Source organism: Paraburkholderia sp. Ac-20347, from assembly GCF_017104805.1.
In the GTDB taxonomy this organism is placed as follows: Bacteria; Pseudomonadota; Gammaproteobacteria; order Burkholderiales; family Burkholderiaceae; genus Paraburkholderia; species Paraburkholderia tropica.
In genome coordinates this window covers 17,063-33,222 of the sequence record NZ_JAAGPN010000013.1, presented here as the reverse complement: position 1 = coordinate 33,222, position 16,160 = coordinate 17,063, and the positions used below count along the sequence as shown (strand labels likewise).

16 protein-coding genes are annotated in these 16,160 nt (G+C 59.7%); 7 read left to right on the top strand and 9 right to left on the bottom strand.

The window, feature by feature from the left end; genetic code table 11:
- Window positions 1-9: 9 nt before the first annotated feature.
- Entirely contained in the window at window positions 10-939 is a 930-nt protein-coding gene (locus G3N97_RS04420) for a LysR substrate-binding domain-containing protein (protein WP_241030378.1), read from the top strand.
- 146 nt (window positions 940-1,085) lie between these two features.
- On the opposite strand, the gene G3N97_RS04415 is transcribed toward G3N97_RS04420, so the two are convergent.
- The gene (locus G3N97_RS04415; RefSeq protein ID WP_241030377.1) at window positions 1,086-2,084 is read right to left on the bottom strand and encodes a hypothetical protein; all 999 of its coding nucleotides are present in this window, start codon (window positions 2,082-2,084) and stop codon (window positions 1,086-1,088) included.
- A gap of 278 nt (window positions 2,085-2,362) precedes the next feature.
- On the opposite strand from G3N97_RS04415, the gene hutW reads away from it, so the two are divergent.
- The 3 genes from hutW to G3N97_RS04400 all read left to right on the top strand — a co-directional run bounded on the left by hutW (window position 2,363) and on the right by G3N97_RS04400 (window position 4,500).
- Window positions 2,363-3,685, top strand: a complete 1,323-nt coding sequence (gene hutW, locus G3N97_RS04410) for a heme anaerobic degradation radical SAM methyltransferase ChuW/HutW (RefSeq protein WP_205992099.1) — start codon at window positions 2,363-2,365, stop codon at window positions 3,683-3,685.
- A complete protein-coding gene (hutX, locus tag G3N97_RS04405; protein WP_205992098.1) occupies window positions 3,678-4,181 on the top strand; it encodes a heme utilization cystosolic carrier protein HutX in 504 nt (167 codons plus the stop codon). The genes hutW and hutX overlap by 8 nt, the downstream gene beginning before the upstream one ends.
- A gap of 133 nt (window positions 4,182-4,314) precedes the next feature.
- Entirely contained in the window at window positions 4,315-4,500 is a 186-nt protein-coding gene (locus tag G3N97_RS04400; RefSeq protein ID WP_205992097.1) for a hypothetical protein, read from the top strand.
- A gap of 23 nt (window positions 4,501-4,523) precedes the next feature.
- Here G3N97_RS04400 and G3N97_RS04395 read toward each other — a convergent pair whose 3' ends face one another.
- The 8 genes from G3N97_RS04395 to G3N97_RS04360 form a co-directional block, all read right to left on the bottom strand.
- Window positions 4,524-6,173, bottom strand: a complete 1,650-nt coding sequence (locus G3N97_RS04395) for a 5-methyltetrahydropteroyltriglutamate--homocysteine methyltransferase (protein ID WP_241030376.1) — start codon at window positions 6,171-6,173, stop codon at window positions 4,524-4,526.
- Window positions 6,174-6,188: 15 nt separating this feature from the next.
- Window positions 6,189-7,244 (bottom strand): transglutaminase domain-containing protein, encoded by a 1,056-nt coding sequence (locus G3N97_RS04390; RefSeq protein ID WP_205992096.1) that lies wholly within the window; start codon window positions 7,242-7,244, stop codon window positions 6,189-6,191.
- 143 nt (window positions 7,245-7,387) lie between these two features.
- Window positions 7,388-7,750 (bottom strand): DsrE family protein, encoded by a 363-nt coding sequence (locus tag G3N97_RS04385; RefSeq protein WP_205992094.1) that lies wholly within the window; start codon window positions 7,748-7,750, stop codon window positions 7,388-7,390.
- Window positions 7,751-7,816: 66 nt separating this feature from the next.
- A complete protein-coding gene (locus G3N97_RS04380) occupies window positions 7,817-8,092 on the bottom strand; it encodes a sulfurtransferase TusA family protein (protein ID WP_241030375.1) in 276 nt (91 codons plus the stop codon).
- Between the two features lie 137 nt (window positions 8,093-8,229).
- Window positions 8,230-8,910: a Fe2+-dependent dioxygenase gene (locus tag G3N97_RS04375; protein ID WP_205992092.1), complete on the bottom strand. Its 681-nt coding sequence runs from the start codon at window positions 8,908-8,910 to the stop codon at window positions 8,230-8,232.
- A gap of 57 nt (window positions 8,911-8,967) precedes the next feature.
- Complete coding sequence (locus G3N97_RS04370) at window positions 8,968-11,625, bottom strand: TonB-dependent siderophore receptor (protein ID WP_205992090.1); 2,658 nt, start codon at window positions 11,623-11,625, stop codon at window positions 8,968-8,970.
- A gap of 134 nt (window positions 11,626-11,759) precedes the next feature.
- On the bottom strand, window positions 11,760-12,779 hold the full coding sequence (locus G3N97_RS04365; RefSeq protein ID WP_205992088.1) for a FecR domain-containing protein: 1,020 nt from the start codon (window positions 12,777-12,779) through the stop codon (window positions 11,760-11,762).
- Between the two features lie 6 nt (window positions 12,780-12,785).
- Window positions 12,786-13,298 (bottom strand): sigma-70 family RNA polymerase sigma factor, encoded by a 513-nt coding sequence (locus G3N97_RS04360; protein ID WP_346778015.1) that lies wholly within the window; start codon window positions 13,296-13,298, stop codon window positions 12,786-12,788.
- 245 nt (window positions 13,299-13,543) lie between these two features.
- On the opposite strand from G3N97_RS04360, the gene G3N97_RS04355 reads away from it, so the two are divergent.
- The 3 genes from G3N97_RS04355 to G3N97_RS04345 are packed head-to-tail and all read left to right on the top strand — an operon-like array spanning window position 13,544 to window position 16,158.
- On the top strand, window positions 13,544-14,287 hold the full coding sequence (locus tag G3N97_RS04355; protein ID WP_065057973.1) for a helix-turn-helix domain-containing protein: 744 nt from the start codon (window positions 13,544-13,546) through the stop codon (window positions 14,285-14,287).
- 58 nt (window positions 14,288-14,345) lie between these two features.
- Complete coding sequence (locus tag G3N97_RS04350) at window positions 14,346-15,398, top strand: cyclase family protein (RefSeq protein ID WP_205992086.1); 1,053 nt, start codon at window positions 14,346-14,348, stop codon at window positions 15,396-15,398.
- Window positions 15,399-15,456: 58 nt separating this feature from the next.
- Window positions 15,457-16,158, top strand: a complete 702-nt coding sequence (locus G3N97_RS04345) for an SDR family oxidoreductase (RefSeq protein ID WP_205992085.1) — start codon at window positions 15,457-15,459, stop codon at window positions 16,156-16,158.
- Window positions 16,159-16,160 lie beyond the last annotated feature (2 nt).

The window sequence follows — 16,160 nt, the reverse complement described above, 5'->3', positions numbered from 1 at the left end:
GGTGTGAATTTGAAGCACATCCCAAAAGCTCGTCCACCGCTTGCCAATCTCGAGACTGTCTGCCTGGTTGCTCACGCGGGATCGTTCAGTGCGGCAGCAACCGCCAGTGGCATCACGCATGGGGCTATTAGCCGAAGGGTTGCAGCTGTCGAAAATTGGCTCGGCGTGCGGCTTTTCGAGCGACACGGGCGCGGCGTCGTGCTCACACCAGATGGGCAACGCTTTGTCGGACAAGTGCTCCAGGCTTTCGATATCATCGATGTCGCGGCCGACCAATGGCGTACGCGCGCCGTCGCAAGACTGGTGCGAGTGAGCGTTGTATCGTCGTTCGCCCAGCTTTGGCTCTTCGACCGACTCGCCAAACTTGAGGCCGGCCCGAATCCACTCAAAATACAACTCGATGTCGGCTCACGCAATGTCGATATTGTGGGCGGCGAGGCTGATCTGGCGATTCGCTATGGTCGCGGAAACTGGCCTGGGCTCCACGCTGAATTGCTATTTCCCGAAACGCTTTCCCCCGTCGCGCATCCCGATATCGCCGCCAAAATAAAGGCGAATGATCCCGATGGAATACTCGCTCACCCACTGCTGCACGATTCGGATTTGACGGGGTGGCGTGCGTGGTTCGACGGCCATGACGTCTCGCTCAAGGGGCGGCAGCACGACCGGCGATTCGAAGATTACGCACTCGTCCTCTCTGCAGCGGAGTCAGGTTTGGGGATCGCCTTGGCGCGACTGCCCATTGCAGCGACCCGGCTACAAGGAAGCAAACTCGTTCGATTAGATCGGCGTACTGTCACGAATCCGCTCGCCAATTACATCGTCACTAGTAAGCAGGAGCGAAGGCCGGAGGTACTTGAGCTAATTCGGCGCCTGAAAGAAAGCATCGATGGAAACGACCAGCCGGTACAGCGCAAGCGCTCAGCCAGGAGCTCATAGCGCCGATATCCGGCTGCGTTGCTAATTAGCCATACCTAACTTCGGTTCCCTCGGATCTACGTGATGCCAAACCAAAATCGGTTAGCGATCGTCGGCCCACAAACGACATTCCGCACTGTCGCGAACATCAACGACAATCGGATATATCAAAGCGGCTGACCGAACCACGCCAGTCTCTCTGATCGCATCTTGATGTATTCCGGATCAGCGGCCAGTGCAGGAGAAGTTTGACTCCACGTCAAATTCGATGGTGGCCCCAGGTAAAGGATCGCGTTGAATTGCTCCTCCATGACAGGAGATCGTTCGGTATCGACGTAAATCTCCACCATCTTGCCGTCTAGCCTGGTGAACATGGCGTGTGGGTAATACGACCGGAAGCTTGCCTCACCGAGAGGCGTACCTTGAATGTCAACAAGACTCGGGATCTGCCACGAACAGATGTCCGGCTGAAAAGTCGTGATATCGACGAACACCGGCGTCCAGATGGAATAAATATCCGCGCCCTTTCTTTCCAGCAAAGACACGATTGAATCTTCAAACGGAACGGACTGTGATTCGGCAATACGTTCATCTTTCGACTGCCAGAAGAGTCTCTCCCTTAGCAGGTGCATACCGCCGTAGATGATCAAAGCGCGGCGCTGCTTTACCAGCACTTCCCGTTCAATCATCTTTGCCGCGAACATGTCGCGGTCTTCCAATGCGTTCCACGCCTGATGGAACTCGGCAGCGTTATCGATCTTCGACCAATCTATCGGTGGATCGCCCAGCAGAATGCGAATCTGGCGATCTCTGGGCAACGCCATATTCAAATCGCGCACTTCGCGAAATAAGCCCTCAAAGATCGGTCGATCCCACACATCATGAGGTTGCGTCGTATTTTGCCAAACTTTGCGCAATTCTCGATGCGGTATATCTTCTCCTGAAACGAATCGGTCCATCATGCTTTGGTAGAGCGCGTTCCCGCTTTCCACAACGATGTCGTTGACCATGGTGGAAAACCGGCTGTCTCGGAGCAACGAAATCCTGAAAGAATAGGCCTGTTCACAACCATGTCCGCCGTCGCAAAGTGCAACAAGATCATTGGAATTGAACACATCGAGAACGCCAACGATCGGATCTTTCGGAGTTGCAGGTATTGTCATCATGTTTGCACCGCGATTGTCAGCAGCATTATGTCGCTTGCGACATACGCACTCGATGAAAAATATTTAGCATTCCACATATTAAAAAGATAAACATAATTACGGAAAATTTCACCGCAGATCTTCCGTAGTCAGATGATGCGCAGAAAAGCCCCCGCACCACCGCCACTAATCCACAGCACAAAATTGACATAGCTCAGAACAGGCGGGAGGCACACAATCAATGAGAAACGTTCTCAATTATTGTGACTCATCGACTTCTTCGAAAAAGCAGAACTCGCATGACGCCAGACATCGAAAAATTTTACGCTGCGGATCACGGCATGCCGTTCGGGAACCGCCCGGCCATCATGCCCTGGCGCGCTCAGAACAAGATACCAGCGCGGGACATTTCAGCGCAGTGGCAAACGCTCTGCGACCGTCGCCTGCCCGCAAACAAGCGACTCGTCTATCTGCACATTCCATTTTGTGCGACACGCTGCAGGTTTTGCGGCTTTTACCAGAATCGTCTCGAAGATGACGTAATGGAAAAGTACTGCGATTACCTGATCCGCGAAATTGAACGGGAAGCAGCGTGCGCGCTTCATCAGAGCGCGCCGGTTCACGCCGTGTACTTTGGCGGCGGAACGCCCTCTGCGCTGCGCGCGGAACAGTTACACCGCCTGATCAGCGCCGTGCGGCGCTGCTTGCCGCTGGCGCCGGACTGCGAGATCACCGTTGAAGGCCGCGTCCTCAATTTCGACGACGATCGTGTCGACGCCTGCATCGACGCGGGCGCAAACCGGTTTTCAATCGGCATTCAAACTTTCGACACCCTGATCCGACGACGTTTGGGACGTCGAGCAACCAGCGAAGAAGCGCTCGCTTTTCTTCGCAAACTGATCAGACGAGACAGCGCCGCCGTTGTCTGCGATCTGATCTTTGGGTTGCCAGGACAAACTCACGAATCGTGGATCGAAGATCTGACGTTGGTTCGCGATCTTGGGCTCGATGGCGTGGATCTCTATTCGCTGAACCTGCTGCCTTCGACTCCGCTGGCCAAAGCCGTCGACAGCCAGCGCATCACGCTTCCGGATCTCGCTGCGCGTCGCGACTTCTACATCGAGGGCGAACGGCTGCTCGCCACAAACGGGTGGCATCAACTCAGCAATAGCCATTGGGCGCGAACCACGCGTGAGCGCAACACCTACAACCTGTTGATCAAGCAGGGCGCGGATTGCCTTGCGTTCGGTAGCGGCGCGGGCGGCAATCTCGATGGCTATTCGTACATGATTGCGCCAGACATCAACACTTACTTTGCGCAACTGGACGAAGGACGAAAGCCCATCATGTCCATGACCCACGCAAACGGCGAACAACGCTGGCGTCTCGATCTCCAGGGCGGCATTGAAGCGGGACGCTACGACCTGAGCCGTATTGTCGAAAATCCCGCGGCGCTCGCTCCCCTCCTGGACCAATGGCAACAATGCGACCTCATGAATCGCGAAGGCCCGCGCTTTACCTTGACGCCTGAAGGCCGCTTCTGGGGCAACAATCTGCTGCAGGCGCTACAGACCCTGGTTCCTCAACTGACAACGCTCCATAGCGATTTCGCAAATGCATAACACCCAAGCACTGATCGATTTCCTGGCGACCGGCCCAGACGGCACTGTCGAAGACATTGCACGTACCTATTCGGTCACGCCGTTGCAGGTGATTCGACTTCTTCCTCAAACTCACATTCTGGACGGCGGATTATTTGACGCGGTCTGGTCGAACGTTTGCAATTGGGGTGATGTGACCACGCTTATCCATAACGACGATTTGATTCTCGAATATCAAGGCGCCTTACCTCGCGGCCAACATGCACGCGGCTTCTTCAATCTTCAGGGTGACCAAGGTTTGAAGGGGCACATTCGCTCGGACCGCTGCAAACACATCGCATTTGTCGAACGTCGCTTCATGGGCGTCGACACCGCGTCCATCTGGTTCATCAATGCCGATGGACACGCCATGCTGAAGATATTCGTCGGGCGCGACAGCGACAGACAACTGCACAAAGCCCAACTTCTTGCTTTGCGCGCGTTGCCTGTCGAACTCGCTACCCGCAATCGCCCCTAAGACCCGGATTCGCAGCCGTGATTAGCCACCAGAAATAGAAAGCAAAAAACGGAGAGCCGATGACCGCTCTCCGTCCTAACCTGCCGATGTGCTTGTGCGTTGATCGAAGCCGTCAAGTCAAAGGAGCTGAACCATGCTGCATCTACTCTCGCTTCATGCGCTGGCAGCCGAGCGCGGCGATGGACTGCGCCCTGAATTGCTGGCCCTGCTCTCACGTCAACAAGAATCGGAGACGGGTCTTTCTGCCTTCATCGAACCTGTTGAAACGCAATCGACCCAACCTGCCGACGAGCGACCGAACGAGCGCCTCGATCGATAACACTAGCGCGCCAAACCTCGACATCAAACGCCATACCGTTCCCGCAGAATTGCGGCGGCCTCTGCCAGCGTGCGCAACTTGGCTTCCGCAATCTGGGCGCCACTCACCGGCGCGTCGGCGAACGTCGCGAAGCCACAGTCCGGATTGAACAGCACTCGCTCTTTGCCGAACAGGCCGATCGCCTCCTCTGCCTTGAGCAACACCGCGTCGAGCGATTCGACATGCGCGTGCTTTTGATTGCAGAGTCCCACGCCGATACGCTGCCAGTCAGGCAAGCCTTTGAGAAGTGCCATCTCGCCGGCGCGCGGCGTGCAGAGTTCGAGAAAAAGCGTGCCGACATTCAACGCCGCCAGCGTATCGACGAGCGGACGATAATCCCCCGTCATCGCCTTGCTTTCGTCAGTCGTCCAATTACCCCGGCACATGTGTACGGCAACGCGATCGATCGGGAAGCCATCCACCACGGCATTCAGCAGGCTTCGTGCAAACGCCAGCTCGGATTGCGGATCGCTCTTTTCCGAAAGCGCGCCACACATGAAACTGCGCTGACTCGTCGTGCCGGAAAACACCACCTCCGACAAAACCGGCTCGTCGAATTGCACGAGCGCGGCACCTTGCGCGAGCAGCGCGGCGAGTTCTTCCCGCAGTATCCGCACGACGTCCGCGGCGAGCGCTTCGCGGCTTGCGTAGGCGCGGTCGGAAACGCACTCCATCCACATCGTCCGCGTCAGCAGATACGGACCGGGCAGCGCGACTTTCACCGGCAACGCGGTCAAACTGCGCGCGTAGGTCATCTCGTGCACCGCGAGCGGCTTGCTGCGCCCAAGCGGCCCGAACACAGCCGGATGCCGCACATCGGACGCCGGTACATCGAGCGCTCGCAACTCCTGCTCAAACGCCTGTGGATCATCCACATAGGGCAACAGATCGGTCAGCGGAATCAGCTGGCAGTTGTCGAGCAGTCCGCCGACAAAACTCGCGTAACTGTCGCGCCGCTGTTCGCCGTCGGTGACCACATCGACGCCCGCACGCAACTGCGCGGCGATCGCGAGCTGCACGGCGTCGTCGGCGCTGGCCTGAAAAGCCGCGTCGTCGAGTCGGCCCTCGATATGATCGTGCAGCGCCTGAAGCATCCATCGCGGTCGCGGCCAGCTCCCGATTCCCATCACCGACAAAGGACGGATCGACGGCGCCGGTGACGGCGCGGGCAAGGAATCCGGAATCGCAACGGGCACGACCTGAATCGACGCATGCTGACGCGTTTCGCGCTGTTGCGCCTCGTCGATTCGCCCTGCCTGCATCGCACCGCTCGCGAACGCGCCCTTGCTCACCAGAAAACTCCGGCGCTTGCCGTCTTTCGTCCACGACACGAGTTCGTTGCCCGTCATACGGCACCAGGCCGGCAGATCCGATTCGACCGAAGTCTCCGTCGACTGGATTTCCAGCAACTGGCCGCGCTCAAGCGGGTCGATATGTTTGCGAATCAACAGCAGCAGGCCGGTTCCGCAATCGAGATCGCCGCCATCGAAACTGACGGCCGGTTCATACGCGTGTTGTGAAGACGATTCCATCATGCTGATGCCCCGCTTTTCTTCGAAGTCGCTCACCTGCACCAATTTCGGCGCAGGCGAGCGTGTCCCGCCGTTATCGACCGGTACTCGCGCGGCGCGCATGCGCACCGGCCAGCGTCATTCGCTCTTGCCGGACGTCTGCGTATAAGTCAGTTTGCGCGTCCAGCCGGTGTAACGCTTGCCGTCCACTTCGACATAAAGCGTGGCCAGCGAATTGACCGGCCCATCCTGCTGCGGCGGCTGCATCATCAGGTCGCGTCCGGTCGACCACGAAAAGCGGCGGTCGTCGAGATTGCCGAAGTAGTAGTCGATCTTGCTCTTGTCGAGCCCGTGATAGCCGGTCGCCGTGGTCCGCTCGACCAGCGTTCGGTTCTGATCCGTGAGCGGAAATTCCTTGCCGTAGACATTCGCGAGCGACACGTCGAGTGGAATCCAGCCGTAATTCGGCGCGTAAAACTCGATCCAGCAGTGATAGCTCGCATCGACTTTCACGCCGTCGAGTGTCGGTTTGAGCAGCGAGCCATACACCATCCGCGTCGGAATGCCGTCCGCCATCGCGAGCGACGAAAACAGCGAGTGAAAGTCCGTGCAATTTCCACTCTTCGTCTGCAGGCAGAAGTCCGTGCTGCCGAAATCCGAAGGCTTCATTCGATCCGGATATTCCACCCAGTAAGTCACGTGATCGAGCGTCCAATCGTAGAGCTTACGTGCAGCGAGTATTGGATTCTGCTCGTCGCCGACAATCTGTTTCGCGAGGCCCTTGATCTCATCGTTGACGATGACATAACTCGTCGGCAACAAATAACGCTGTAGCGCAGTGCGCTCCGCATCGGTGAGTGGACGTGTCTTCGACGGATCGAGATGTGTCTTGCGCTCGGTGAGCGTCTGGTCGAAATGCTCCGTGATGTCGATCGTCGCTGTGTTCGGTTGCGCAACGTCGATATAACCGACCCGATTGCCCCACGAATCCTGCCGATACTCGACGGGGTAAGCCGAGTCCACGCTAAACGATTTCACCTCGTTCCACGGCGTCTGCTGAGGGACGGGAAACCAGATGCGGACCTGCTTCGCACCAGGCGGCACCTTGACGACCAACTGGTTCTCCGTGCGAAACGAAGCCTGCTGGGCAGGTGCGGAATCCGCCGCGCGCGCGGCGAGGGGTGCGAGCAGCACCAGCGATGCACAGACCTGTAACCAGGTTCGGCGTGAGCGACGGCCTCGTGTCTCGAAAGATAATATGGAATCCGAATAGAATGGACGTGACAATCCAGCGCCGGCGGCCCCGGCGAACGTGTGGAGAGATGTCATGGCCGCCCTCAGTAGCTGAGACTGGGGCAACCTTCGCTCATGAATTCGACAAGCATGGCGCCACCCACGATCTTCGCGCCCGGAATCAGCTTGTCTTCGTCGAGCGAGCGCTTCTTGAAGCACGGCGAACAGACGTAGATCTTGCCGCCTGCGTCGACGAAGCTCGTCATCAATTCCTTGAGCGGCGCAAAGCCGGACTCGTGAATATCGTCCGCATAACCGGATTGCGAGAGACGCGTGCCTTCGATATTCAGAAAAACGACAACGTCTTTCTCGCTGGCAACGGCCGCGTTCGCCACGACAAAGGCAACCGTCGCCCTGTCGGTGTCGTCTTTGGCTCGAGTCAGACTGACCACGAATTTTCCAGACACGATATTCTCCCGGTTCTCTTGCACAGTGGATAAACGAAGGCTAATGCTTTTCCATGACAGACAGTATCAACCTTTCGCCTTGATGAAAAAAATTCCTTTATCTGGTTCAGCAAGCAGCAGTTGATGCCCGGTAATCCGGCAGTATGAAGGGATATCCTCGATCGCGCCGCGATCCCGTGCGATCAGTCTGATGATTTTGCCCGGCATGGTTCTCAGTCTCACACGGAGCTTAAGCAGCAGTTCGCCGCAACCGAGATCGCCCGCGTCCCACTCCACATCGAATGGCGCGCTGGAATCTCCGGTCGGCAAATGCACGGTTTCTGTCATGGCGGTGAGCGGCAAGGACTGAGAACGTTTCCCAGCGACATAATACGGCACATCGCGCCGCGCACGCGCTCAGACGTCCGCTCCAATGGAAATGAAAGGCAACGGTCGGCGCCTGGCGCTGTCAACCGATTCCGGAAATCGGCCAGCTCGCGTCACAACTCCGAGGCCAGCCGCAATTGATTGTGGTAGCTGCTCGTCAGCGCGAGGACGGCGGGGTGCGCGTCCGGCAACAGCTTTCTGATCTCCACGATCGCCATATCCAGTTCGTGCAGAATAGTGCGCTGCTCCTGCGACTTCACGAGCGATTGCGTCCAGAAAAATGCCGCCCAGCGCGTGCCGCGCGTCACGGGACTGACGCTGTGAATGACATCGGTCGGATAGACCAGCAGATCGCCCGCATTCAGTTTGTAGACTTCGGTGCTGTGCAAACGATGCATCACCAGTTCACCGCCGTCGTATTCGTCCGGATCGGAAAGAAACAACGTCGACGATAAATCCGCGCGCATACGCGGCGCACCTGGCACGCTGTGAATCGCGCCGTCCACGTGCGGACCATAATGCATGCCAACGTCGTAGCGATTGAACATGGGCGAGCGCACACGCAGCGGAATCGTCAGCGAATTGAACAACGGATTGCGGCCGAGCGCGCGCAGCACGCGCTCCCCCAACTCCACGAACGGCTCGGAGCCGATTTCAAGCTGGAGATTGTCCTTCACATCGCGCGCCTGTTCGCCCGCGCTCGCCTTGCCGTCGATCCATTCAGAAGCCTCAAGCACGTTTCTGCAGTACCGGACTTCCTCCTGACTCAGCAGTTTCGGTATTTTCACGATCATTCGATTCTCGCTGTACGGCGTGATCGCCCTGAAACACGATCACGCCCGCACGGTCGGTTACATGGAAAGCTTCACGCTCAGAATAACGGCGCGTCCGGCGGACGGCGTCGCGCGTGCCGTGTTCGCGTTTTCGCCCGCGAAATACTCGTCGTAATTGATGCGGTTGGTCAGGTTGTACCCGTTCAGCGCCACACGCACGTTCTTGTACTGGTACGCAATCATGGCGTCGAGCGAGAAACTGTACGGCACCTTGGCCATCATATCGTCGCGAATATACATGCTGTCGCGATACGTCACGCCGCCGCCAATCATGAAATGACCCGGCACGCTGCCGTGCAACAGTCGCGTGAAATCGTACGTGGTCCAGAGTGTCGCCGAATTGGTCGGCACGCCCTGAACCGGATTGCCGATATTGGTTTTCGTGGTCGCATCGGTAATCTCGCTGTGCAGGTACATATAGCCGAGATACGTCGTCCAGTCCTGGGTAATCTGGCCGGTCAAACCGAGTTCGGCGCCGTAATAGCGTTCCTTGTTGCCAGTCGCGGCGAAATTGCCACTCCCGTCGTCATAATAGGTGTTGTTCTTTTCGGTACGAACCAGCGCACCGGTCAGACCGAGTCGATCGCCGAGCAAACCGATCTTGCCACCGAGTTCGAGCGTTTTCGTTTTCTCCGGATCGAGATTGCGCAGCGCATTGCTCGCGGCAGTCGTACTGTTCACGCCCAACGGATTCGCGTCGGCGGAAATAGACCCGGCCCACGGCGTCGTCGAAGCCCAGCCATACGACAGGTAATAGGTTTGATACTCGGTCGGCTCCCAGATCAGACTAAACTTCGGGCTAAAGAAGTTCGACGTGGTGCTGACATTCGTCGACGTCACACCGGTCGACAGCGTCGAGAGTTGCGCCGACTGCTCGTAATAGTCCCAACGCACCGAACCGAGCACGGACCAATGCGGCGTGAAATACACGCGATCGCTGGCAAAGATCCCCACATTGGTCAGCGACGAATCACGCACGTCGTTCGTGCCTTTCGGATCGATGCCGACGATGTAATTGCTCGAACTCGTATTCGGATGCAGCAGCGTGCCGGGAATCTTGGTCGTCGTGCCGGACATATCCGGCTTCAAATACGCGTATTGCTGCCGATGATCCGTTTCGTAGGTGATGTCGAGACCGAGACGCACATCGTGCTTGAGCCGCCCGGTATCGAACGCCGTGGCGAGCGTCGTCATATTCTCGACGCCGAAATCGCGCTGACTGTAACGCGGGCCGCCGCCCGAGCCGAGCACGATGGTCCCGTCACCGGTGTTGAAATAGGAATTCGCGCAAGTCTGATCGCACGACGGCGAGGTCGAACTGAACATGCGCTCGTAATAGCCGAAGCGCGTGTCGTTGCTGATCGACGTTTTCTCGTCGATCTTGTGCTTGAAAAGCGACGTGAAGATATCCGCGCTCGATACGTCGCGGTCGGTGTCCTTACCGTAATAGTTCGCGCGATCGACGCCAAAAGCGGAAGCCACCGGTTGCCGCACGGACGTGGAAGTGCGTCCGATCAGCGGCTGGCCATAGTCCGGCGTGCGGTCGTTGCTCTGGTGCATGTAATTCATGTACCACGTCGTCGGCGTTCCCAGCCCGGCGGCGAAAGAAAGCGCAGCGCCCCAGCGATTCGACTTCACACCGTTGCGATCTACTTCGTCCTGATCCTGGCGCATCAGATTCACACGAAATGCCGTGCTGTCGCCAAACTGACGATTGACGTCGGCCGTTTCGCGATTCATCGGACCATTTCCGATCATGCCTTCGATACTCGCGGCATTACCCAGATGCGCGAGTTTGCTTTCGCTATTGATCGCGCCGCCATTCGAACCCATGCCGAAATTTTCCGACGACGGTCCCTTGATGACATCGACTTTTTCGGTGTTGAAGGTATCGCGCGCATACACGCCAAAGTCGCGCAGGCCGTCGAGATACGAATCGTTTTTCGCCGTCGATCCACGAATGCGGAACTGGTCGCCGTTCGCACCGCCATTCGCTTCGCCGATTGCGACGGTAATGCCCGGCACATTGCGCAGCGCCTGTTCGAGCGTGGTGACCTGCTGCTGTTCGAGCACGTCACGCGGCACGACGTTGACGACTTGCGGAATATCCTGAACCGTCGACGCCATGCGCGCGAGATGCAGGTTCGACTGCAATACGTTGCCCGAGCGCGTCGAAGTCACGGGCACGCTGGGCAGAATCGGTTCCGTTGCGGACGCAACCGTTGCTGCGCCGGCCATCTGTTCAGTCGCTTCTTTCAGGCCGAATCCGCCGCTGTCCCATTTGACCGGTTCGAGTCCGGTGCCTTCGAGCAATTTCTTCAGCGCGCGTTCCGGCGCGAATGTCCCGTCGATGCCCGCTGTGCTCTTACCTGCGGTTTGCTGCGACGTGAAGCTCAACAATGCATTCGACGTACTCGCCCACCGGTGCAGCGCGGGACCGAGATCGCCTGCGGGAATATGGTAGGTCTGCGTGCCGGTCTGTGTCCCGGCCTGCGCATTCGACACGCTCTCCTGCCCGGCGAACGCAGACGAAGCCGCGACCGACGACGCAGCGGCAAAGCACAGCGCGGCGGCCCAAACCATCGGTGCGCGACGCGGCGACTGAACATAATCGAACGCCCAGGCGGCGCTCAAAGGATTGCTGGAATGACGATACGGCTCACTGCTGCGCGACATGCTTTCCTCACAAGTGATGTTTGCAATTTCGACTACACTTGTTAGGTGCCGCGAGAACACAAGTCGGGTACTGCAAATACGAAAAAAATTTCGTCACATCGATATTCCGGCGAGCCGACGCGACGCAAACGCGCTCAACGCGAGGCGACGACAGTCCAGTAACGCGTCAATCGCAGGATCTTCACCGGCAATACATGCGGCAGGGAATCCAGAATCCGGTCGGTATCCGACACAGGAAAGTCCCCCGATATCAGCAGCGACGCAACGTTCGGCATGCAACGCACGAAACCCGGACGATAGCGATTCAATTCACCGACAAAGGCGTCGAGCCGCATATCGTCGGCGGCGATCTGGCCGCGCGTCCACGAAAAGGTTTTAAAGTCCGCCGGTTTCACCACGCCGATATCGCGATCGGTGAAATCGACTTCCTCGCCAGCGTGAATCACCTGCTCGTGCTGCGGATTGCGCAGCGGCGTGATCGCAACCGCGCTCTGCTCGACCGCGACCAGGGTTCGATGCGCATTCACGCGTACGGCGAAACGCGTGCCCAGCGCGCGAACCCGGCCGGATTCGCTCACGACCGCGAAGGGGCGCACGTCCGCGTGTTGTGGCGAACCGTGCGAGGTGACCACATAGATCGCGCCTTTTTGCAGCCGCACGATGCGCCGGTTTGCGTCGAAATCGACAGCGATCGCCGTATCGGCGTCGAGCGTCACCACCGAACCATCGTCGAGCCGGATCGTGCGCTGGCCGGTGCCGCTCGCATAGCGCGTCGCGGCGTCCTGGCCGTCGTCGCGTCGCGCCATCAACCATGCGCCGCCGACGACAAACCCGCTAAGCGCCAGCGCCTGCATGACCTTTCTGCGCGTCGACGCATCGACCGCCTTGCCGCGCCGATACGACGTCACCGCCTGATACGCGGCCTTCGATTTGACGACATCCAGTTGCCCGACAATCGACTCGATATGTTCCCAGGCGAGATTGTTCTGGCGATTCGCGGCGCGCCACGCGCTCCACTGCGCGCGATCGGCGTCGGTCGCCTCGCCGCTCATGAAAACGGTCAACCAGGCGGCGGCGGCTTCCGCGGTCGCGGCGCTAATCGGCTCGCCTTTCGCAAGCGGCTGTTTGCCGGGCAATAACTTCAGGGCCGTCATGTGCGCTCAATTCACCGCGAGCGCGAACAGGCACTGACTGCTCGCCCGCGTCAGATATTTTTTGACCGAATGCGTCGTCACCTGCAAACGCTCGGCAATTTCCGCGTAGGTCATCTCGGCGAGATGCGCGAGCAGGAACGCCTCTTTGACCTTGGGCGGCAATCCGTCGAGCGCCTGCTCGATCAGCAGCAACGCTTCCAGCACGATCAGGCGCGTTTCGGGCGCGGGCGCGAATGCCTCGGGCATTTCGGCCAGCGCCTGCAGATAGCTTTCCTCGAGCGCGCGCCGGCGATGGTAGTGAGCCATGACGCGCCGCGCGATGGTCGCGAGAAACGCGCGCGGCTCGCGGATGTCGTCCTTGGGATCGGACGTCATCACGCTCACAAACGTGTCCTGCGTCAGATCCGCCGCGAGAAACGTGTCGCCCAGCCGACGGCGCAGCCATCCCAGCAGCCAGCCGTGATGGTCGGCGTAAAGGCGCGCTATGCCCGTCTCAGCTGCGTAGTCGGTTGTTAGCACAATGATCGTCCCGACCGCGAGTGATCGAAGTCAGGTCATTTTCCGTAATGAGAACTGTTCGCATTGTAAGTATCGTTCAGAAACATTGCAATTGCCCTTCGACCGACTAACAGAATCTATTTATTGGGTTCTGATCAACGACATCCACTCAGGCGCAGGTGTTTCAATCCACCGCCAATACACAACTTAGGTGTTTACCCGAAAGCATATTGTCAGACCGCTATCGATATGCCGATAATGCTCTCATGGATGTGAAAACTGCAGTCCGCGTCTTCGACGTGATCAACCTCTTTGCCGAAGTCCGGCAACCGATGATCTACAGCGAAATTGCGCGTCGAACCGAGATCCCGCTTTCGAGCTGTCACGCCCTCCTGCAGACGATGGTGGCCAAGGGCTACCTCTACGCGCCGGGCGTGAAGGCGGGCTATTACCCCACGCAACGCCTGCTGCACGTCGCGCGCGACATCTGCAGCGAGGACCCGTTGACGCTGATGTTCCAGCCGCTGCTTTCGGCGCTGCGCGATGCGACCGGCGAAACCGCCGCGCTCGCCACGCTCGCGGGCAATCGCGTCGTCTATCTCGACGTGATGGAGTCGCGCCAGAAGATCCGCTACAGCGACGAGCCCGGCGGCTTCATGTCGATCGCGAGCGCCGCGGGCAAGGCGCTGCTCGGCGCGCTCGCGCCCGCCGCTCGCCGCAAACTGCTCGACAGTTGCTCGCCGCCGCTGCTCACGACCGATGGCCGCGAGATCGACCGTGCGGTGTTCGAGCGCGAAGTCGATCAGGGCGTGATCGACGGCTGGCATCGCTCGACCGGCGAAAGCGTGGAAGACGTGGCCGGCCTCGCGCGCGGTTTCCTGATTCATGGCGAAGCGTTCGCGCTCGTCATCGGCGCGCCCAAGGCGCGGCTTTTGAAGAACGAGCAGCATGCCGTGCAGGCGCTGCTCGAGGTGTACGCACAAATCCCGCCGTCGCTGCTCGCGATCTGAGCGCGCCGCCGCGTCGTATCGTGCGCCGCTCGCGAAGGCGGGAATGGAGGAAGACAGCATGCGTTGGAAGAATCGGCCGGACGGCTCGAACTGGGGCGACTTCGGTCCCGACGATCAATTGGGACGCCCCAACCTCATCGGCACGGAACAGGTGCTCAAGGGCGCGCGCGAGGTGCGTGCGGGCCTGAGCTTCACGCTCTCGCTGCCGCTCGACTTTCCGGGCGAGAGCAAGCTCAACGTGCGCCGCCATCCGCCGGTGCTGCGCCCCACGTTCCGCGACGGCCTGCCGTATGTGAACTTCCCGTTCGCGCGCAACGAAGCGGGCGCGACCGACGTCGTCAGCGACGACCAGGTGCTGCTCTCGCTGCAATATTCGACGCAATGGGACGCGCTCGCCCACGTGGGCGCACGCTTCGACGCCAATGGCGACGACGTGGCCGAAAGCGTCTATTACAACGGCTATCGCGCGAACGATCACATCGTCGGCCCGATGGACTATCGCGCGGAAAACAACTTCGCGCCGCACGCCTGCGGCGGCGAGCACAGCCACGCGGACGTGCTCGGCATCGAGAATCTCGCCGTCAAAGGCATGCAGGGCCGCGGCGTTCTGATCGATTTCGCCGCGCATTTCGGGCGCGAATTCCGCACGGTCGGCTATGACGACCTGATGCGCGTGATCGAAGCAGACCACGTCGAAGTCGAACGCGGCGACATGCTGGTGCTGCGCACGGGCTTCGCCGAAATGGTGCTCGAAATGAATCGTCAGCCCGACGAGGCCGTGCTCGCGAGCCATTGCAGCGCGCTCGATGGCCGCGACGAAAAACTGCTGCAATGGATCACCGATTCGGGCATCGCCGCGCTGGCCGCCGACAACTACGCGGTCGAGCGTTATCCCGCGCGCGCACCGGCCACGCCGGGCGAACATCCGTTGATGCCGCTGCATCATCACTGCCTGTTCAAGCTGGGCTTGCCGCTCGGCGAGCTTTGGTACTTGCGCGATCTCGCGCTGTGGCTGCGCAAACATGGGCGCACGCGCTTCATGCTCACCGCGCCGCCGCTGCGTCTGCCGGGCGCGATGGGCTCGCCCGTCACGCCGGTCGCCACGGTGTGATCCGAATTCCGATTCGATTCCTTTTAGTTAGCATTCCTGCTATTTTCGATTGACCGACATGGCTAAAGAACGAGTTCTGATCACCGGCGGCGCTGCCGGCATCGGCGCGGCATGCGCCGCGCGCTGCGAAGCCGACGGCTACGAAGCGGTCGTGATCGATCGCATGGGCGACGGCATCATCGCCGATCTTTCGGATACGCAGGCGACAGCGGCCGCACTCGAGCGCGCGCTGCAAGGCGGCCCCATCACGCGCCTCGTCAACAACGTCGGCGTGGTGCTGCCCGCCGACGCCGAACATCAGACGCTCGACGAACTCGAACGCGCGTGGGCGCTCAACGTGCGCTGCGCGCAGCAGTGCATGCAGGCGCTGCTGCCGGGCATGAAGGCGGCGGGCTTCGGGCGCATTGTCAATATGTCGTCGCGCGCGGCGCTCGGCAAGGAATTGCGCACCGCGTACTCGGCGACCAAGGCCGCGCTGATCGGCATGACGCGTGTGTGGGCGCTCGAACTGGGCGCGTTCGGCGTGACCGCGAACGCCATCGGTCCCGGCCCGATCCGCACCGAACTCTTCGACCGCGCCAATCCGCCCGGCGCGCCGCGCACGCAGGCGATCATCGACGCCGTGCCCGTCAAGCGCGTGGGCACGCCCGACGACGTCGCGCACGCGGTCTCGTATCTGCTCGACGCGCGCAGCGGTTTCGTGACCGGCCAGGTGCTCTACGTGTGCGGCGGGATGACCGTCGGCGTCGCGGGAGTCTGACG